General features: G+C 66.5%; 16 protein-coding genes and 1 riboswitch. Of the genes, 8 read left to right on the top strand and 8 right to left on the bottom strand.

Annotated features, from left to right (window positions below; translation table 11 throughout):
* Positions 1 to 146: 146 nt before the first annotated feature.
* Together P5F91_RS18700 and P5F91_RS18695 are read right to left on the bottom strand one after the other, a co-directional pair.
* Complete coding sequence (locus tag P5F91_RS18700; RefSeq protein ID WP_040849120.1) at positions 147 to 395, bottom strand: hypothetical protein; 249 nt, start codon at positions 393 to 395, stop codon at positions 147 to 149.
* A 3-nt stretch (positions 396 to 398) separates the two neighbouring features.
* Positions 399 to 803 carry a hypothetical protein gene (locus tag P5F91_RS18695; RefSeq protein WP_145613187.1) on the bottom strand — a complete coding sequence of 135 codons (405 nt, stop codon included), beginning with the start codon at positions 801 to 803 and terminating at the stop codon, positions 399 to 401.
* 602 nt (positions 804 to 1,405) lie between these two features.
* Here P5F91_RS18695 and P5F91_RS18690 point away from each other — a divergent pair.
* Positions 1,406 to 2,092, top strand: a complete 687-nt coding sequence (locus P5F91_RS18690) for a response regulator transcription factor (RefSeq protein WP_422394478.1) — start codon at positions 1,406 to 1,408, stop codon at positions 2,090 to 2,092.
* Between the two features lie 186 nt (positions 2,093 to 2,278).
* Positions 2,279 to 3,643 carry a sensor histidine kinase gene (locus tag P5F91_RS18685; RefSeq protein ID WP_186454956.1) on the top strand — a complete coding sequence of 455 codons (1,365 nt, stop codon included), beginning with the start codon at positions 2,279 to 2,281 and terminating at the stop codon, positions 3,641 to 3,643.
* A gap of 130 nt (positions 3,644 to 3,773) precedes the next feature.
* Here P5F91_RS18685 and P5F91_RS18680 read toward each other — a convergent pair whose 3' ends face one another.
* Together P5F91_RS18680 and P5F91_RS18675 are read right to left on the bottom strand one after the other, a co-directional pair.
* A complete protein-coding gene (locus P5F91_RS18680) occupies positions 3,774 to 4,175 on the bottom strand; it encodes a type II toxin-antitoxin system VapC family toxin (protein WP_145613190.1) in 402 nt (133 codons plus the stop codon).
* On the bottom strand, positions 4,175 to 4,420 hold the full coding sequence (locus P5F91_RS18675; RefSeq protein WP_145613191.1) for a type II toxin-antitoxin system Phd/YefM family antitoxin: 246 nt from the start codon (positions 4,418 to 4,420) through the stop codon (positions 4,175 to 4,177). Before P5F91_RS18675 ends, P5F91_RS18680 begins: the two co-directional genes overlap by 1 nt.
* 162 nt (positions 4,421 to 4,582) lie before the next feature.
* Here P5F91_RS18675 and P5F91_RS18670 point away from each other — a divergent pair, with 162 nt between their 5' ends.
* On the top strand, positions 4,583 to 5,260 hold the full coding sequence (locus tag P5F91_RS18670; RefSeq protein WP_277907906.1) for a Fe2+-dependent dioxygenase: 678 nt from the start codon (positions 4,583 to 4,585) through the stop codon (positions 5,258 to 5,260).
* 12 nt (positions 5,261 to 5,272) lie between these two features.
* Here P5F91_RS18670 and P5F91_RS18665 read toward each other — a convergent pair whose 3' ends face one another.
* Together P5F91_RS18665 and P5F91_RS18660 are read right to left on the bottom strand one after the other, a co-directional pair.
* The gene (locus P5F91_RS18665; RefSeq protein WP_277907905.1) at positions 5,273 to 8,290 is read right to left on the bottom strand and encodes a DUF748 domain-containing protein; all 3,018 of its coding nucleotides are present in this window, start codon (positions 8,288 to 8,290) and stop codon (positions 5,273 to 5,275) included.
* 130 nt (positions 8,291 to 8,420) lie between these two features.
* On the bottom strand, positions 8,421 to 10,817 hold the full coding sequence (locus P5F91_RS18660) for a beta propeller repeat protein (protein ID WP_277907904.1): 2,397 nt from the start codon (positions 10,815 to 10,817) through the stop codon (positions 8,421 to 8,423).
* A gap of 261 nt (positions 10,818 to 11,078) precedes the next feature.
* Here P5F91_RS18660 and P5F91_RS18655 point away from each other — a divergent pair, with 261 nt between their 5' ends.
* The gene (locus P5F91_RS18655) at positions 11,079 to 11,240 is read left to right on the top strand and encodes a hypothetical protein (RefSeq protein ID WP_186454957.1); all 162 of its coding nucleotides are present in this window, start codon (positions 11,079 to 11,081) and stop codon (positions 11,238 to 11,240) included.
* A gap of 60 nt (positions 11,241 to 11,300) precedes the next feature.
* A riboswitch (yybP-ykoY riboswitch) is annotated at positions 11,301 to 11,469 on the top strand.
* A gap of 77 nt (positions 11,470 to 11,546) precedes the next feature.
* Complete coding sequence (locus tag P5F91_RS18650) at positions 11,547 to 12,122, top strand: manganese efflux pump MntP (RefSeq protein WP_145613194.1); 576 nt, start codon at positions 11,547 to 11,549, stop codon at positions 12,120 to 12,122.
* Here P5F91_RS18650 and P5F91_RS18645 read toward each other — a convergent pair.
* Positions 12,119 to 13,129 carry an adenosine deaminase gene (locus P5F91_RS18645; RefSeq protein WP_145613195.1) on the bottom strand — a complete coding sequence of 337 codons (1,011 nt, stop codon included), beginning with the start codon at positions 13,127 to 13,129 and terminating at the stop codon, positions 12,119 to 12,121. The two genes, P5F91_RS18650 and P5F91_RS18645, sit on opposite strands and share 4 nt — an antisense overlap.
* Positions 13,130 to 13,347: 218 nt before the next feature.
* Here P5F91_RS18645 and P5F91_RS18640 point away from each other — a divergent pair, with 218 nt between their 5' ends.
* From P5F91_RS18640 to P5F91_RS18630, 3 genes are all read left to right on the top strand, one after another.
* Positions 13,348 to 15,477 (top strand): multicopper oxidase family protein, encoded by a 2,130-nt coding sequence (locus P5F91_RS18640; RefSeq protein WP_145613196.1) that lies wholly within the window; start codon positions 13,348 to 13,350, stop codon positions 15,475 to 15,477.
* A 580-nt stretch (positions 15,478 to 16,057) separates the two neighbouring features.
* Positions 16,058 to 16,960: a sulfotransferase family protein gene (locus P5F91_RS18635; RefSeq protein ID WP_246134574.1), complete on the top strand. Its 903-nt coding sequence runs from the start codon at positions 16,058 to 16,060 to the stop codon at positions 16,958 to 16,960.
* Positions 16,961 to 16,990: 30 nt separating this feature from the next.
* Positions 16,991 to 18,679: a methyl-accepting chemotaxis protein gene (locus tag P5F91_RS18630; RefSeq protein ID WP_277907903.1), complete on the top strand. Its 1,689-nt coding sequence runs from the start codon at positions 16,991 to 16,993 to the stop codon at positions 18,677 to 18,679.
* A gap of 61 nt (positions 18,680 to 18,740) precedes the next feature.
* Here the strand turns inward: P5F91_RS18630 and P5F91_RS18625 are convergent.
* Positions 18,741 to 19,743: calcium-binding protein (locus P5F91_RS18625; protein ID WP_277907902.1), on the bottom strand; the 1,003-nt coding region annotated here is incomplete at its 5' end.

Here is a 19,743-nt window from a genome sequence, read left to right as displayed (position 1 = left end):
CCGCCGGGTTTTCTGGGGGATGCAACCGGCGGCGGGGCGGGCCGATAGGCCCTGGGTGGTTTTGCGGGGGCCACCCGGGCCGTACGACGGATCCCCAGACAGGCGGGACGGGGATCCGTCGATGGCGGGCGAGGGCGGGAAGCGCCTTAGTTGATGGGCACCAGGGTCTGGGTCATGGCGGCGTCGAGATTGTCGACGCAGCGGGAATGTTCCCCCGTGCCAGGGGTAAAGCCGACCTCAGCACAGGCGCGGTTCTCTTGCGCCAGCCGCTGGGTGGCGAAGGAGGGGCCAGCGCAGGCGGCCAAGCTGCCGCCGATGCCGGCGACGAGGGTGACGGCGGCCAGGATGGCGGCCCAATGGGCCTTGATCAGGCGGCGGCTGATGGCGATGGTCATGGTTTAGTTCCCCCCGGCGATGTCGATCGGGTTTTGGGTGGAGTGATAGGCGGCGACATGGGTGGCGTTGCCCAGGACCTTGTCGCGATAGTTCAGCACGCACATGGCGTAGTCCGGCGTATCCGGGGTCAGGCCCTTCTGGCTGCACGCCGACTGGCCGGCCAGATTGGCGGAAGCCTCCGCCCGGTTCGTGGCGGCTTCGGCCAGCGATCCGGTCAAGCTGTCCACGCAGGCGACATAGTCGGTGTTGGGTGCCGTCAGGCCCATGGTGTCGCGACAGACGCGCTTCACGGTGTCCAACTGAGTGGCGGGAACCGTCGCGGCATGGGCGCAAGCCGCCACCCCGGCCCATATCAGCAGGGCCAGACCGGCCTTCTGCACTTTGGCATTATTCAGTATACGCTGCATCTTCCACTCCAACCGTCAAGTGAATGACTGATGGATCGAATGTTATCGTCACGGACTCGCGTCACAACTAAAGCTTAGTTTATTTATTAAAACTGATTTTAGGTTTTCAATAATTGAGTCAACCAACTTACCAAACATGTCTTCAGTAAACTCATGCTGACAAGAACCATATTGGTCGCACCATATCGAAAGTTTTAAAAATCCTGCGGCAGATGCGCAGGGTTTTTTACAACTACATATCATGATATATTGCGACATTAGGTCACATCCCAGACTTTCACGGGCTAATGCGTTATCACAGCGCTCGCATAGCCAAAATTATAATTTTTTTTAGAAATCATTCGTCCTTTTTAATTGGCGGCGTTAATCAAACGAGCCGAAAGTTCCGGCGGCAACGTCCCCGCCAGAGGACCGCCGTCGTCCGTTTCCCGCCCCAGCGGTATCGCCGCGTTCACCCTGTTTGGTGGTTGCCACCGGCACGCCCTTGGCGGATGGTCAGGCTTTCGCCTTGGACGCGCATGCGCCCAGGGTAGTGGCGTAACGGCTGACGGCGGAACCGGCGGATGGACATCGACACATTCGACGATCAGGGATGGTCCCCCGTGACTTCCAAAGCTCACATCCTGCTGATTGAGGATGATCGGGAAACCGCCGATGAAATCATCCGCGACCTGGCCGACCGCGGGTATATGATCAGCCACGCCGACAATGGCCGCGTGGGCCTGGAGCGGGCGTGCGAGGGCAAGTACGACCTGCTTATCCTGGATCGCATGCTGCCGGAGGTGGACGGCCTGTCCATCATCAGCCAGCTGCGGGCCGAGGACGTGCGGGTGCCCGTGCTGTTCCTGAGCGCGTTGAACGACGTGGATGAACGCGTGCGCGGGCTGAAAGCCGGCGGCGACGATTACCTGACCAAGCCCTTCGTGCTGTCGGAACTGTCCGCCCGGGTAGAAGCCTTGCTGCGGCGGCCGGCGGAGCCGCGCACCACCCGCTTGCGCGTGGGCCCGCTGGAGTTGGATCTGATCAGTCGCGAGGCCAACCGCGACGGCCGTCCGGTGGAACTGCTGCCGCGCGAGTTCAAGCTGCTGGAGTACCTGATGCGCCACCCCGCCCAGGTCATCACCCGCGCCATGCTGCTGGAAGACGTGTGGAACTACCGCTTCTCGCCCCAGACCAACTTGGTGGATGTCCATATCGGCAAGCTGCGGCGCAAGGTGGACGCACCCGGCGACTTCCCCATGATCTACAACATCCGCAACGTGGGCTTCGTTCTTCGTGAACCTCAGTGACATCGGCGGTATTCTATTGTGACCGCTGAGATGCCGCCTTGCGCGCCCGCAAGTGCCGGGCGCCGCCATCCGGCAGCCTGGCTCACGCGCCTCACGACGCGGCCCGCCAGCCAGCGCGCCCCGGCAACACCTTCGCATGACCGTTGGTACGAGATAGCCCGCACCACCAGTTTCCGGCTGGCCATTGTGTTCGCCTGCTTCTTCGCCGGGTCGTCCCTGCTGTTGTTCGCCTTCATCTACTGGCGGGCCACGGTGTTCGAGACCAACCGCATCGACGCCCTGATCACCGAGGACGCACGCACCCTGGCCAGCGAAGACCAGGACGCCATCCTGGCCCTGATCAACACCCACGTGACAGGCGACTTCCACCGTGTGGGCTATGCCGCCCTGTTCGCGCCCAACGGCAGCCGCATCGCCGGCAACCTGGAAGGAGTACCGCCCGGCCTTCCCATCGACGGCAAGGTCCACGTGGTGCGCGCTGCGCGCATCGACCTACCGGCCATGGGCGCCATCGACGTGCGCCTGACGGCGCGGCGCACCGCCAGCGGCAACGTCTTGGTCATCGGCCGCAACGGCCAATACATGGTCATCCTGCGCGAGGTGGTGGTGCACGCCCTGACCATGGGCGCCATCCCGGCCATGGGCTTGGCGCTGGCCGCCGGCATGTTCCTGGCCTGGCGCACCCAGCAGCGCCTGAAGGAGGTGCATCGCGCGGCGGAACGCATCATGGGCGGGGAGGTGCATGAGCGCCTGCCCATCGCCGGCATGAGCCCCCGGGATGAGCTGGACCGCCTGTCCCTGCTGTTCAACGGCATCCTGGATGAGACGGAGCGCCTGCTGGGCGAGATCAAGGCCACGGGCGATGAGATCGCGCACGACCTGCGCACCCCCTTGACCCGCGTCCGCGCCCGCCTGGAGCGTACCCTGAAGGGCGACATGGGGCCGGAGGAGACGCGGGAGACGGTGGGCAAGGCCATCGGCGGCCTGGACCAGGCGCTGGCCATCATCACCGCCCTGCTGCGTATCCGCGAGCTGGAGAACAGCAAGCGCCAGCGCGGCTTCACCACCCTGGATCCGGCCGAGGTGATCCTGCTGATCGAGGAATTGTACCAGCCCATCGCCGAAACCAAGGACATCGCGTTCGCCATCGACATCACGCCCGTGCCGCCGATGTTCGCCGACCGTGACCTGCTGATGGAGGCGGTGGGCAACCTGGTGGACAACGCCCTGAAGTTCACGCTCCCGGGCGGCCGGGTCACCCTGGCGCTGGGCCCGCGCGAGGGTGACGGCGCCACCGTCATCCGCGTGGCCGACAGCGGCCCCGGCATCGCGGCGCACGAGCGCGACCTGGTCTTCTCCCGCTTCTACCGCTCCGACCGCACCCGCCACCTGGAGGGCACCGGCCTGGGCCTGAGCCTGGTGGCCGCCATCGCGCGCCTGCACGGCATGGCACCCCGCGTCGGCGACAACAACCCGGGCTGCGTGGTGGAACTGGTGGCGGAAGGGACGTCGATCGTCAGGCCGCCGGCGGGGGGGATCGGAGGCGATTGAACAAGACTGCGATGAGAATGCCGAGCGCGGCGGACGGAGAGCCCAGGAACAGCGCAAGCGGCTCAGCCAAATCATCTTCTAGTGCGCATCACGTCCTGGTCGTCGATCTGATGGAGGTTTACGTCTTCCATCACCCCACCAACGTCACGCCATCAGCGTGGGCCGCCCGCACCAGAGCGTCGTCCAACGTCGCCAAAGGCACAGCCAATCGCTGTGCCAGTTCCAGGTAGGCAGCGTCGTATGCCGTCAGCCGGTGCTGCCGGGCCAAGCGCATGACGATGGCGCTATCTGGTGAGTTGTCTACCCGGATCGGAAGCTGAGCCAATAGCGCCAGAGCCCGCGCCGTCTGCATTTCATCCAGGCGCCGACGGCGCTCATTGACCAGCAACATGTTTCTGATCTCGAACCACCAGAGGCTTGGCACCACGGCCGGATCGGTGACCAGACGCTCAAACGCGATGATCGCGGCGTCACAGCCTTCGTCGGGCATAAGCCAACTGGCGGCTACCGAAACATCCACCACGAAAGGCATCAGTATTTATGCCCTTCGTGCCGGGCAGACAGGATCTCTTCCAGCGTCAGCTTGGGCATGGTTTGCCGGAATTCCCGAATCAACGCCTGCGCGCGCCGTATCTCCGCCTCACGACCCTGGGATTCCGGCACGATACGAGCCACGGGGCGGCCATGACGGGTAATGATGATCGTCTCACCTCGTTCCACCTCATCCAGTAGCTGGGGCAGATGCGTCTTGGCATCGGATGATTGAACCTCACGCATGAGACTACCCTTAGCAATTGGTCGATTTATTTGGTCGAAAATATACCGCCCTCTGATCCGGGTCAATCCAGGCCCCACATTCCTCTCCCCGGTTGCCAGTCCCTGAGCCAACGGGCAAGGTGACCGGCCTCAAGAAGACGAACGCAGGGACGCCGCGGGCCCATGATCACCATCTTCCCCAATGTCCTGAGCCCCCAGGAAATCGGCCAATTGCTGGCGGGCCTGCGCGGCACGCCGTTCGCCGATGGCGCCGCCACAGCGGGGGAGCAGATCCGGCAGGTGAAGAAGAACCTGCAATTGCAGGCGGGCATGCCGGGCTATGACGGCGCCTTCCGCACGGTGGTGCGCGGCATCGAGCGGTACGAGGATTTCCGCCGCGCCCTGTTCCCCCTGTTCATGGCGCCACTGGCCTTCAACCGCTATGACGAGGGTATGGAGTACGGCGCCCACAACGACATGCCGGTGATCTTCACACCGGACCGTGGGGCGGTGCGGGCGGACATCTCTTTCACCCTGTTCCTGTGCGATCCCGCGTCCTATGACGGCGGGGAACTGATCATCGACCAAGGCGGGCACGAACAGGCGTTCAAGCCGGCAGCGGGGTCGCTGGTCGCCTACCCGTCCGGCGCCATCCACCGCGTGGCCAAGGTGACGCGGGGCACCCGCATGGCCGCCGTGGGCTGGCTGCAAAGCATGATCCGCCGCCCGGAGCATCGGTCCATGCTGTATGACCTGGGCCAGGCCCGCACCCATCTGCACAGCCTGGAAGGCAAGAGCGCGCAGTTCGACGCCCTGGCCCGCATCTACGCCAACCTGATGCGCGAATGGACGGAGCTATGAGGCGGTAACGGCCTAGTCGCCGGCGCTGGCCGCGTCCAGCTTCAGGGGAATCAATCCTTCCCTGTCCACCTTCGCCTGGACCTCGCCGCGCAGGCTGACCCGCTTGGGATCCAGGTTGGGCAGCCGCTGCTTCAAGGCGCCGGCCACCGCGGTCGCCCGGGCTTGCGCCAAGGCTTTCAAGGCTTGTTCCGCTAGCGGTTCGGTCTTGGCGACACGGTCGCGCAGGGCGCCGACATAGCCTGTTTCATCCAGCACGGGGGTCGGTGGGGTCTTGGCGCCGGGGGCCGCTGGGGGCGTATGGGTGAAGGAATCGCGCACCGGCGGCAGCTGGTCGGCGCCTAGGCGCTCGACGAACTGCGCCTCCAGGAACTGGCGCTGGCCTTCCAGGGTGTAGTGGTCGGCCAGGGCCTGAGCCATGCGGGCGTCCAGCGCGTCCATCTGCAACTGTGCCTTGTCCGCCTCCGGCGCCACGACGCCGGGCACCACCAGGGCCAATTGCGGCCGGGCGCCCAGCGCCTGGGCCAGATGGACGACCTTCTCCTGCTCCGGCGGGGAAAGGTCGGCCCGGCCGGGGGCGAAGTCGATATGGTCCAGCTTGTCCGCGTCCGCCCCGTCGAACAGCGCGGCCAGGGCGCGGAAGGGGGCGGTGACCAGATTGGTCAGCAGGTCGGCGGCGGCGGCACGGATGACGCTGCCGATGTCGAAACGCGGGTCGTTGATGTTGCCGCTGACCGGCAGGTCGACGTTGATCTTGCCCTCATCATCCTTCAGTAGCGCGATGGCGAGGTCCAAGGGCAGATCCAGCGCGCCGGGCACGTCCACCCGGTCGCCCAGCTTGATGTCCCGGATGACGACGCGGTTGGCGCCGTTCAGCGCGCCGCCCTTGACCAGATAGTGCAGGTCGACGTCCAGACGCCCCCGGTCGATGCGCCGCCCGGCGAACTTCACCGTGTAAGGCGACAGGTCGGGGAATTCGACGTTGCGGAACAGCATGTTGACGTTGGAATCGCGGCCGGGGTCGAAGGGCACCAGCCGGCCGTCGACGGTCACCTGGCCGAAGTCGCCCACCTGGCCGCGCAAGGCCAGGCGCGAGGACGCCGTGGCGCTGGAACTGAGCGCCGCCACCTCCCCCTGCAGGTCGGTGATGTGGGCCGAGAAGGGCAGTGGCAGGGAGGCGTCGCCGTAATCGGCCTTGCCGCCGGTAACCACCACCCGGCCCACGCTGACCGCCGGGGCCGGGGCTGAAGCTTGTGCCGCCGCCCCGGCGGTGGCCTTGGCCCGTGGCACCATCAGATGGTTGAAGTTGGTGGTCTGGTTGGCCGCCACCTGCAGGCGCAGATAGGGCGCCGCCACGGTGACCTGGGAAACGCGCAGCTCATTGCCCGCCTGGCTGTATTCAAAGCGGTCGATGCTCAGCCTGTCCCAGGAGACGACCGGGATGCCGCCGCCCTGCTCCGCCACCGCCAGCGACCGCACCTCGCCCTTGCCGACCGCGGTGAGACCGCCGGGCGTCTTGCCCTCGGGCGGTGTGATGGTGATGTCACCCTCCGCCGACAGATGGCCATCGTTGATGTCCACCCGGGCGCTTTCGCGCACATAGGGCTGGGCAGCGGCGACCGGCAGGTCGGTCAGGGCGGCCGTGGCCTCAAGCCGCAGGGCCGGTAGCGCCGTGACCTTGCCGTGCGCCGTCACCTGGCCCCCGCCCGACAGCGCCGCCGTCAGGGTGAAGGGGAATGCGGCGTCCGCCTGGTTGGAGAGGTTGTCCAGGGTAACGTCGATGGGCGTCAGCTCCAGCCGCGCCGGCTCATGCAGCGCCTGATCCTCCACCACCGCCTTGGCCTTGCGCACCTGGACCTTGCCCAGTGTGGCGGTCCATGGCGGCGCGTCGGCCCCCTTCGCTGCCGGCACGGCCGCTGGATCGGCAACCCCCACCAGCCAGGGCATGGGGCCGACGCGGCCGTCCGCCTGGCGCCGCAAGGCCACGGTCAAGCCGTCCACGCTGAGGCTGTCGGCGGCGGCGGTGCGTTCGGGCCAAGCCAGGCGCCCGCCAGCCAGGCGCAGTTCCGGCAGGGTCAGGAAAGGCGCCGCCACCCCGGACTCATGCACCGCCAGGTCGCGCAACACCACACCCGCATGGGTGACCGCCAGGGCATAGGCACCGTCGGCGCGACGGCTGACCTGATAATCCAGGTCAGCCGCCAGGGTGCCGGTGGGCACGGTGACCTTGAAAACGTCGCCGAAATAGCGGGCCGCCAGGGGAATGTAAGGCCCGCGCGCCGCCACATGGCCGGCGGAGACGATGGGGTTCAGGCCGGATGTGCCCGTCCATTCCAGGGTGGCGCCGCCCTCCAGCCCCACCTGCAGGTGCTGTTGCCCCTGGCGTTCCGGCAGGGTGCTGAGGTCGTTGAACTCCATGCTGACGGGGCCGACCTTAGTCTTGAACGGTGTGCCCGGCACCTGGTCGGTCACGTCGGCGGCTGCGTTGGTGACGGTCACGCGATGGATCAGCAGGCGCGGCAGGCCCTGGCCGGGCGCTTCGGCCTTGGCCTGGTCATCGCCGGAGGCGGCGGCCTGGATCAGGCGCCCGATGTTGGTGTCGGTCTCGCCATAGCGCACCAGGGTGGCTTTCAGGCCATCCAGCTGGATGTCGTTGACGCCCCAGGCCCAGCGCAGCAGTCCGCCCAGCGCCAGGCGGACATACAGCCGGTCGAAACCCAGCAGAGGGGCGCCATCGGCCTCCGTCAGGCGGAAGCCGCGCAACTCCACACTGAGGGCGTAAGGGTTGATGTGCACCTCGTCCAGGCTGGCAGGGCGTTGGAAGGCTTTCTGCGTCACGTCCACGATTTCCCGCCGCAGCAGGGGCGGGGCGACGAAGAAGCCCACCAGCGTGTACAGCGCCAGAATGAGGACGGCCCAGAAGCGCTTGCGCCGCACGGTCCACCACAGGCGGGGCTCGCCCAGGCGCTGCCGGCGGATGCAAGCGCCGAGACGGTGGCGGAACGAGGACGGCGTGGGTGGCGGGGTCGGCATGGGATGGGGTCCTGCGGCGTGGACCCCATCCTATAATGGCAAAGCTGCAAGGGATACGGGCTTGGTGTCGCCCGGATCTGCCCGGACGACACTAACCCTTTGGGTGATTTACGATTCCCAAACTGCAGTCTTATTGGGGATCGCCATAGACGATACCCCGGCCATGGGTCCCGACATAGACGCGGCCATACCGCTTGGGGTCGCCCGATACCTGCAGGATCAGGCCCCACTGGTGCTGGTCATCGTTCACCCGTACCCAATGCCGCCCGGCATCGTCGGAGCGGAAGATTCCCCGCTGACGATCGATGGTGCCCACCAGGTAAAGGGCGGCGATGTCGGCCCCGGGGGCAGCCTTGCCGAAGCCGAAGGCGTGCAACTCCTCCACGCCGGGCAGGCGGGTGAAGGCCCCACCATCGGCCGTGCCGTGGTAGAGCCCATCGAAAGCGGCGATCCACAGGTCGCCCCTGCGGCCCGGCGTGGCGTACAGGGCATCCTGGCCGCCACGCGGATCGCCCCGGCCGTTGCGCACCGCCGCCGGCGTGGGCAGGCCGTTCGGCAGGGTGAAGGGCCGCGCCTGGAAATGGGCGGCGCGGTCGGTGCTGACGTACAGTTTCCCGTCGAACAGGGACAGGGCGTAGAAGGTGTCGGGATCAACGGCGTCGCCGATCACCCGCACGCCGTCCGGCAGCCCCTGGGCGGAGGTCCAGGTGGTGCCGTGGTCGGTGGTGACGAAAGCCCCGGACACCAGCCCCTCCTTCGCCCCCTGCGGCGTCCACACCCAGGTGGCGCCGTCGGCGGAGACGGCGACCTTGCCACGCTTGGCCTCCGGCACCGGCATCACCGCCGGCTTCCAGCTGCGGCCGCCATCCAGGGAATAGCCGATGTTGGGCGCCGGATAGCGTTCGTCATGGATGCCTACACGCACCACCACGCCGGGGTTCAGCGGTGCCGACACCACGCTGTCGGTGTTGCCGAACCGGGGCGAGGAGGCAGCGCCCTCCGGCGCCGGCTTGTCCAGGTCCCAATGCACGAAGCCGCCATAGTCGCCGATGGCGGAAATCAGCGGGGCGCCCTGGACGGGGCTGTTGAAGGCCATGCCCACCGTTTCCTCGATGCCGGTGCTCATCACCTGCCAGTGGCTGGGCTGGCCCTTGTCCACGGCGGTGAGATCAAACGTCTCCCACCCGCCGTAGCCCGTGGTGAACATGGCGTGGTCAGGGTTGGCGGGATCGATCTCGATATCGAACAGCCAATGGATGGGCGTGGGCCTCACATAGGGCGCCAGACTGTAGTCGTAGACGCCACCGTTCTTGCCATCGCCCTTGGGGCCGCCGAACACGCCGTGCCAGGTCTTGCCGCCATCCAGGCTGCGGAAAATGTCCTCCCCCAGGCCAGGGTAAGACCCCGGCTGGCGGTGCCGGTCGAAGGAACTGGCGATGACCACCTTGGGATTGTGCGCGTCCACCGCCACGGCGGCATAGCCGAAGGCTGCCCCCTTGGCGGCGTCCGGCTTCTCCGGCGTGATGTCGGTCCACTTGCCCCGCCGGGTGTTCAGCTTCCACACGGCGCCGTCGGTCATACGGGTGGGACCGGGGCTGCTGCCGTAAGAGACGTAGAGTGTGCCGTCGGCCGCCAGCGCGGCGCGCGTCGGCCGGTTGGCGGTGGGCTGGCCCGGCACGGGCGCCCAGGTCCGGCCGCCATCAGTGCTGCGGAACAGGTTGTCCCGCCCCTTGAGGGAGGCGCCGACGTAGATGGTGCGGCTGCCCTTGCCGTTCTTGGTGGCGCTTTTGGGGTCGAAGATCACGAACACCAGGCCCGCCCCGCCGCGCGCCCAGGGCGACACGCCGGCCGCGATCTCCTTCGACAGATCCTCCGTCACGTCGGGAAAGCTGGCGACGCGGTTCCAGGTGGCCGCGCCGTCGTGGCTGACCCACAGGCCGTCATGGCGGGTGCCGAGGTAGAGGGTGTCCGGATCGTTGGGATCGACCGCCAGGCGTTCGCCATTGCCACGGCCGTTCTCATTGCCGCCGAACTTGATGGGCACGTCGACGCGGCGGAAGGTCCGCCCCCGGTCGTCGGAGCGCACGATGGCGCCGGCGGGCGCCTGCGGGGCGGTGTAGGTGCCCAGCGCCATGTAGACACGATCGGGGTTGTGCGGGTCCAGCGCGATGCTTTCCACGCCCATCAGGTTGGTATCGGCGTAGGAGACCCAGTCCAGCAGGGGGATCCAGCGCTTGGCCCCCTCGTCCCAGCGGTAGGCGCCACCCATATCGGTGCGGGCATAGCGCAAGCCGGGCACGGTGGGATGGAAGATGATGCCGTCGACGAAGCCACCGCCCACGATCTGGACGTTCTTCCAGTGATAGGGCGCCTGGCCGGTCAGCACGGCCCCCTGCGGCGCCGATGGCGCGGCGGCGACGGACGGTGCCTTCTGACTGCCATCAGTCTGACAGCCGGCCAACGCGAGAGCCGCGACGGAGGCGAGCAGCAGGCGTCGCGCCCGCGTGGAATGCGAGTTTCCTGTCATGACAGCGTTCCCAACCCCATTTTGTAATCGTTTTCGGGGCCACTGTTGCTCAAGTTACCGGTAACATCAAGGGCGCCAACCAATCTGGAATGTCGCAGCCGGCGGGGAGCCAGCGCAGCGGACATTCGTCGCGCGGCATCGCCACGGGCCGCCAACGCCATCAAATCTTCACAGTCTGTCACGGCATTGGCACGGGACGGTCGCGGGCACCCCCCTCATCATCCTGGCGTCCCCGGCAGGATATCATGTGAAAGGAAGCCCATGCCCACCCATACGCCGCCGTCCCCCACCCCCGGCCAAACCGGTACCAACGGCCCCGCCAAGGTCAACGACCGCCATGTCGACGAGTTACTGGACGAGGCGCTGGAGGAAAGCTTTCCCGCCAGCGATACGCCGTCGGTTCCCCCGTCACGGGATCCATGACCACGGGTATTGTGCAGTGCGAAAGGAGCCTTGACAGACCGCCTCGTCAGCCGCTAATCACCGCCCATCATTGGGGAGTAGCCGCCCGCCGATTTTGAGCGGGCGCCGCGTCAACAGACTTGGGCCCCATCGGTGCATCACCATTCGGTGCCTCACCGGTGCGGCCCATGGCGCGTGCGACCGATCCGCCCTGCGCGGATCGTTGGCGAGACCAGTGGCATGTCGCGTCCGCCCTGGCCGGGCCGGACGCCGACTGCTGCTGTCGTCCGCCTGGCCTGTCGCATTGCCGTCCCCGAGGTCTGTATCATGCCCATCACCACGTCCTTCGCCCTGGCGTTCAGCCTGTCCATGGACGCCTTCGCCGCCTCACTGGGCAAGGGCGCCAGCCTCAACCGCCCCGGCGTGCGGGAGGCGGCCCGGGTGGGCGCCTATTTCGGCCTGTTCGAGCTGGCGGCCCCCATTCTGGGTTGGGGCCTGGGCCTGTCCTTCGCCCATTACATAGAGGCCTACGACCACTGGATCGCCTTCGGCCTGCTGCTGGTCGTGGGCGGCCGCATGGCTTGGCTGGCGTGGAAGAACGACGATGAGGACAAGCCCAAGGCCGACCGGCATTCGCCCCTGGCGCTGGCCATGACCGCCATCGCCACCAGCATCGACGCCACCGCCGTCGGCATTACCCTGGGCTATATGAATGTCGACGTGCCCACCACCATTGCCCTGATCGGCCTGGTGACATTCACCATGGCCTTCGGCGGGGTGATGTTGGGCCGGGCCGCCGGCCCCGTGCTGGGCCGCTGGGCCGAGGTGCTGGGCGGCCTGGGCCTGATCGGCATCGGCGCCAAGGTGCTGTACGACCACACCCTGGGAGGCTTTGGCGGTTAAAGCACTATAGCGTCCAGCCTGGCCAGATGCGGCGCCTGGGCCGCGGCACCCAGGAAAGACCCGGTGATGCTGTTGCGGGCCAGCCGCGCCAGCTGCGCCCGGTCCAGGCCCAAAGCCGCCGCCACCCGTACGTAATTGTCCAGCAGATAGCCGCCGAAATAGGCCGGGTCGTCGGCGTTGACCGTGGCCCTCAGCCCCAGGTCCAGCATACGCCGCAGGGGATGCGTCTCCAGGCTGGGCACGACGCAGAGCTTGAGGTTGGACAGCGGGCACACCGTCAGCGTCGTGCCCTGGTCCACCAGCCGCCGGGTGAGGGCCGCATCCTCCAGCGCGCGGTTGCCATGGTCCAGGCGATCCACGCCGAGAATGTCCAGCGCCTGCCAGACATAGTCGGGCGGCCCCTCCTCCCCCGCGTGGGCCACCAGCTTCAGCCCCCGCTCCCGTGACGCCTGGAACACCCGGGCGAATTTCGACGGGGGGTTGCCGACCTCGGATGAATCCAGGCCAACGCCCGTGATGCGGTCCAGATAGGGCTCCGCCGTCCTCAGCGTGGCGAAGGCCGACTCCTCATCCAGATGGCGCAGGTAGCAGAGGATGAGGCGGGAGGTGACGCCCAACTCCCGCTCCGCCGCCGCCATGCCGGCCAGCAGGCCGTCGGCCACCACCTGGAAGGGGATGCCCCGGTCGGTATGGGTCTGGGGATCGAAGAAGATCTCGGCATGCACGCCACCATCGGCTGCCAGCCGCTGGAAATAAGCCATCGCCAAGTCGTGGAAGTCTTCTTCCGTACGCAGGACCTGGGCCCCTTGGTAATAGATGTCCAGGAAGTCCTGAAGGTTGGTGAAGGCGTAGGCCGCCCGCACCTCCTCCACCGTGCGGAAGGGCAGATTAACCCGGTTGCGGCGGGCGAAGTCGAACATCTGCTCCGGTTCCAGGCTGCCTTCGATGTGCAGGTGCAGCTCCGCCTTGGGCAGGCCGCGGACGAAATCGGAGAGAGGGTCGGTCATTGGGCTGCCTTTCATCATCGCAAGAATGGCCAGTGTAGCCCCAGCGATACCGCCGATGACAGACCTTCCCGTGCCGCCGTTAAAAGGCCGATTACATCCGCGGAGGGTATATCAATCTCACATACCCGTTAAACGGGTGGATTGGTGGCCCTTATCTGCTAGATTGCACCCCAATAACTCAACCAGAGGCGGCGCGGGCCGCGAAGAGGGGGTGGAGCATGCGAGGATATCAGACGCGCGGGGCGTCACTGAAGGTAAGCCTGGGGGCCGGCGTCGCCGGCCTGGGCCTGATGCTGCTGGGGGCCGCCCCGCCGGCCGCGGCGCAGAGCACCTTCGCCAATCCCCCCAGCCTGCCCCAGACGGCGCCGGCCACGGGCTCAGCCAACGTTCCCGGCCTGCCCAAGGCGCCGTCGGCCATCAGCCTGGCCACCGCCCCGGCGGCTCACGCCGGCAAGGAGCGGGCCTTCGACCTGCACATCCAGTACACCGACGCCGCCCTGTACGACCCAGGGGAGCAGCGGTACCAGCGCGTGCACCTGCGCAGCTATGTCGGCACCGGCGTGTCGCCCGGCACGCCCTATGTGGCGCCGGAGATCGACGTGACGCCTGGTGACACCGTGCGCGTCACCCTGCACAACGACCTGCCGGCCGATCCCAGCTGCAACGACCACAGCATCACGCCGGACACGCCGCACTGCTTCAACGGCACCAATCTGCATTCGCACGGCCTGTGGGTCAGCCCCGCGGGCAACAGCGACAACGTTCTGATCTCGCTGAATCCCGGCGTCAGCTTCCAGTATGAGTACAACATCCCGGCCGACCATCCGGCCGGCACCTTCTGGTACCATCCGCACCGCCACGGCTCGACGGCCCTGCAGGTGGGCAGCGGCATGGCCGGCGCGCTGATCATCCGTGGTGACCGCAAGCCCACGCCCCAGGTCAACGGCGACCTGGATACCCTGCTGATCGGCGCCGACGGCAAGCCCCTCAAGGAACGCACCCTGGTGTTCCAGCAGATCCAGTACTACTGCCTGGACGACAACAAGACGCCGACCTGGGACTGCAAGGCCAACCAGACGGGGATCATCGAAACATACGGCGCCGTGCAAAACCCCCCGGGAACCGTCCCCCCGACCAGTGACGAGTTCAGCCCCGGCAGTTGGGCGCAGTCGGGGCGCTGGACCAGCATCAACGGCGTCATCATGCCCACCTTCACCGACGCCCAGGCGGGCACGGCGGAACGCTGGCGCCTGATCCACGCCGGCGTGCGTGAGACCATCAACGTGGAATTCCACAAGATGGCGGACACCACGACCGCCACCGCCCGCCCCAGCAAGAACGGCGCGGACAAGTTCGTCGACACGGTGTGCACCGGCCCCGCCGTGCCTTACCAGGTGGTGGCGGCCGATGGCCTGACCATGGGCAACACCCTGACCAACACCAACACCACCCTGCAGCCCGGCTATCGCTATGACCTGATGGTGGTTTTCCCCGAGCCCGGCAACTACTGCGTGACCCAGAGCCCGATGGCCGCGGACGTCACCGTCAGCCGATCCGGCACGCTGCGCAGCCTGCTGGGCGTGGTCACCGTGCGGGGCGGCACCCGCACCGCCGATCCCATCCAGACACTAGTGAACACCCTGGTAGCCTCGGCCCAGAAGAACATGCCGGCGGACGTCCGCAACCAGATCGTCGCCGACCTGACGACCAAGGACGCCAAGGGCAAGCCCAACATCCTGCTGACCCGCTTCGTCCCCCACCCCACCATTCAGGAAGGCGAGGTGGCGGGCAACCCGACGCAGGAAATGCTGTTCTATCTGGGGCCGAAGGATCTCAACAATCCGAACGGACCCGCCATCTTCACCGTGGGCAACACCTTCCAGCTGGGCGCCGACGGCAGGCCCCAGACCCATTCCTACGACCCGAAGGTCGTGGACCGCTCGCTGATCCTGGGGCAGGCCCAGACCTGGGAACTGCGGTCCTATGGCGTCAACCACCCCTTCCACATCCACGTGAACCCGTTCCAGATCGTGGCCATCCTGGACCCCGACAACAACGACGTCAGCGCCCCGGGCTATGTCGAGAAGGATGGCGATACCCAGTACGCCGGCCTGCGCGGCGCCTGGAAGGACACGCTGTGGGTCAAGACCAAGATCCCGTTCGGCGCCACACTGACGGACAAGACCAAGGGCTATTACCGCCTGATCGTCCGCACACGGTATGAGCGGTACATCGGCGAATACGTCCTGCATTGCCACATCCTGGACCATGAGGACCAGGGCATGATGCAGAACGTGGAGATCGGCGTGGGTGACGGCAACGGCGGCCTGGCCAAAGCCCATCACTGATTCTCTCTCCCGTCCCTTCTGACAGCGGCCCAGCCCTCATCGGCTGGGCCGTTTTTTGTCGGAGCGCGCATGGCACCACGCGGCGAATGGCCCTCTCAGACCAAGCCCGGACAGTTCCCCTGGAGCAGGACGTTTGCGCCCAGGGGTTGGTGGGGACCCGTCAGCCTTACACGTTGTGGTTAACCTTCGTGGCGATCCAGTGAATGTTTATATAAATTCAAGTGTCTAAGCGGGCGGGAAAGCGCCCTGGAACAATAAATACAAATGCAATATAAACACTGCGTAAATACGTTTGTATTCATTTTCTAATTCGTTGGTAGTAGATTTTTACGCAGCTGCCTCTCTTAATATTGCCTTAATAACTCCCTTCCTATTCTTTGGGTTAGAGCCGTGACTTGAGGCGGAGGGATGCCGCATCCGGGCCGTCGGCCGACTATCCTTGGCGGGGAAAGAAATGGTCGCTTTCTATAAGCAAATCATAGATTTAGACACGCTCGCAGAACTGGTGGAAACGGACGACGCTTCCCTGGGAAAGGTCTGCCTGGCCTCCGATGCGCGGTATCAGGTTCGGGAATTCCATTTGGATGGCTTAACCAACCAGGTTGCCTCCTACTTGGCTGCCGGCTTCGGCGGGCGGACGGAACAGGATTTTCCCCACCTGACCTGTGCCTGGGGACGGGCCCGTGTCGGCTCAACAGCCATGGCCAACCTGTTCGGCGTGGCCGGCCTCCCCTCCTACTACCAGCCGACCAAGGCGGTCATGCGCCATGTGCTGGCCGCTGATCGCCCCGGCCCCTGGGCCGTTCCCCTGGCCGACCAGGCGCCCCACATCTTCTGCAAGGACGTGGCCGGCCCCTATCTGACGGCGGAGTGCCTGTACATCCCACTGCAGATGCTGATCGAGGCGGGTTACCCTGCCAGCCGCCTGCACCTGGTGATGCTGGACCGCCAGCCGGTGCACGCCCTGGCGTCGTGGCTGCGCAAATGGTCCCACCGGGTCAACCGCGACCAGCTGCTGGAGAATTTCGTTGTCGCCACGCTGAACGCCGTGCGGGTCGAGAACTATGCCCGCCGGCAGGGCGTGCCCGTGACCCACTACGTTCATGAGGCGGCACGGCAGCCGGTGCTGGCGGCCGCGGCCCTGTTCCACCGGCTGGGCCTGTCCGATTACTTCACCCCCGAAACGGTGACCAGTTGGCAGCGGATGGACAGCCTGGACGACAGCCAGTCGCGCATCCTGTTCCCGGTGGAGCCGGAGGCCTATGCCGCCCCGGGCCTGCACCAGCAGACGGGTGGCATCGGCAGCTACGCCTATCAGGACCGGGACCGGGGGGCCGTCACGGACGCGGACCTGGATCTGCTGCGCCGACATGGTGTGGATGAGGTCTACGCCCGCAGCGCGGCCGCCTGCGCCCGCGACCTCGATCTGCCCCGCGGCCTGCTCCGTGAGGGTGACGCCCCCTCCGCCGCCGCTGTCGCCTGACCCCCTACGCCCTGCGCGAAAGATCCGATCATGCTGAACAAATTGAAGATTTCCCACCGGCTGGCGCTGTTCATGCCCATGCTGGTGCTGGCCCTGGGGCTGGCCGTCAGCTTCGCCCTGACCACCCTGCGCCACACCCTGACCGAGGACCGCAAGGAAGAGCTGAAGCAGATCCTGATGGTCACCCGTGGGGTGGCGCAGAACTGGTACGACCGCGAACAGTCGGGCGAGCTGACTCGGGCCCAGGCGCAGAAGGGCGCGCAGGACGACATCCGCAAGCTGCGCTTCGGCAATGGCGAGTATGTCTACGTCAACCAGTACGACGGCCTGACCGTCGTCCACATCAAGCGGGAATTCGAAGGCAAGAACCGCATGGACTTCAAGACGGCCGATGGCGTCGAGACCGTGCGTTTGGGCATCGAGGCCGCCAAGCAGGGCGGCGGGTCCTTCACCTACACCTACCCGCGGCCGGGTAACAAGGGCGGCCCCGCCGAAAACTTCCCCAAGATGACCTACAGCCTGGGCTTCGAGCCATGGCAGTGGGCGCTGGGCACCGGCATCTACGTCGACGACATCGATGAGATCTATCATGATATATTGATTGATATGCTGATGCTGACCGCCGTCGTCGTGGTCGCCGGCGGCCTGGTGGCTTATCTGCTGGCCCGCAGCATCGCCAAGCCCCTGAAGCTGATGACGGAGCGCATGGGCCAGCTGGCCGATGGCGACCTGACCGTCGACATCCCCCTGCTGAACGACCGCCATGAGATCGGCCGCCTGGCCCGCGCGCTGGAAGTGTTCAAGCGCAACGGCCTGCGCAACGCCGAACTGACCCAGGCCCAGCTGGCCGAGCAGGAGGAGAAGCGGCGCCGGCAAGAAGCGGTGGAGGCCTCGCTGGCCGATTTCCAGCAGCGCACCGCCCGGGTGCTCAGCAACGTGGTGCACGCCTCGGAAGACGTGCGCAACCATTCCTCGGGCCTGGCCGACATGGCGACGCAGAGCCGCGGCATGGTGGAGATGGCCAATCACGCCTCGGCCGAAACCACCGGCAATGTGCAGATGATCGCCAGCGCGGCCGAGGAACTGGCCGCCGCCGTGGGAGAGGTCAACAGCCAGGTCACGCGCTCCACCGATATCGCGGAGCGGGCGGTGGCCCAGGCCGAACAGACCGGCGTCACCATGCAGGGCCTGGCGGACGCGGCCCAGAGCATCGGCAACATCATCCAGGTCATTCAGGAGATCGCCGGCCAGACCAACCTGCTGGCGCTGAACGCCACCATCGAGGCGGCGCGGGCCGGTGAGGCGGGCAAGGGCTTCGCCGTGGTGGCCAGCGAAGTGAAGACCCTGGCCAGCCAGACGACCAAGGCCACGGACGAAATCCAGGGCTACATCACCGGCATCCAACAGGAAACCACGCGAGCGGTGGAGGCCATCGGCAGCATCGCCACGGTGGTGGGTGACATGCGGACGATCGCCACCGCTATTGCGTCCGCGATGGAACAGCAGGGCGCCACCACCTCGGAAATCGCCCGCAACATCAACCAGGCGGCCATGGGCACCCAGCAGGTGTCGACCAACATCGTCGGCGTGGCGGGCGCAGCCGAGCAGACCAGCCAGTCGGCCAACGCCCTGCACACGGCCTCGGAAGCCCTGCGCCAGGACGCCGACGCCCTGAACGCCGAGATCACCGGCTTCTTCGCCCGCCTGCGCGCGATCTGAAGACAGTAAGGGGGGAGAAAGGGCGGCGATCTCCGCAAGGAGGGGCCGCCCTTTTGAGGCCTCAGCTGTGGGAGAAGGGCGGGACCAACACCGTGCTGCCCACCTGGACGGATCCAATGACGGTGGGGTCGCTGTAGTAATTGGCGTAAGTCACCACCGTGTTCCCCGTCGTCAGCGACAGCACCAGGTCATTGCCCAACTGCTGGAAGACAAGGCTGCCCGGATCAACGTCGGAGGAAAACACCAGCACGTTGGCGCCCACCCCATCGGTGATGACGTCAGAACCGCTGTTCAGGCCGAAGACATAGGTGTCATTCCCCAACCCGCCAGCGAAGGTGTCATCGCCCGAGCCGCCCGTGATGACGTTATCAAGGTCGTTGCCGGTACCGCTGAAGCCACCCGTGCCGGTGTAGGTCAGGTTCTCGACGTTGCTGCCCAGCGTATAGCTCGCCAGCGTCGTGCGGACCTCGTCCGTGCCGGCGCCGGCAGCCTCCGTCACCACGTCACCGGCGTCGTCCACCAGGTAGGTGTCGTTGCCCGCACCGCCGACCAGCGTGTCCGCCCCGGCCCCGCCATCCAGCACGTCGGCACCGGCACCGCCGGTGATCACGTTGCCTAAAGCGTTGCCGGTACCGCTGAAGCCACCCGTGCCCGTGTAGGTCAGGTTCTCGACATTGCTGCCCAGCGTATAGCTCGCCAGCGTCGTGCGGACCTCGTCCGTGCCGGCGCCGGCAGCCTCCGTCACCACGTCACCGGCATCATCCACCAGGTAGGTGTCGTTGCCCGCACCGCCGATCAGCGTGTCCGCTCCAGCACCATCCGTCACCACGTCACCGGCGTCGTCCACCAGGTAGGTGTCGTTGCCGCTACCACCGATCAGCGTGTCCGCCCCGGCCCCGCCATCCAGCACGTCGGCACCGGCACCGCCGGTGATGACGTTGGCCAAAGCATTGCCGGTACCGCTGAAGCCACCCGTGCCCGTGTAGGTCAGGTTCTCGACGTTGCTGCCCAGCGTGTAGCTCGCCAGCGTCGTGCGGACCTCGTCCGTGCCGGCGCCCGCCGCC

Source organism: Nitrospirillum amazonense, from assembly GCF_029594735.1.
GTDB lineage: Bacteria > Pseudomonadota > Alphaproteobacteria > Azospirillales > Azospirillaceae > Nitrospirillum > Nitrospirillum amazonense.
Note: the sequence above shows the minus strand (reverse complement) of the source record. Positions and strands in the feature narration are given on the sequence as shown.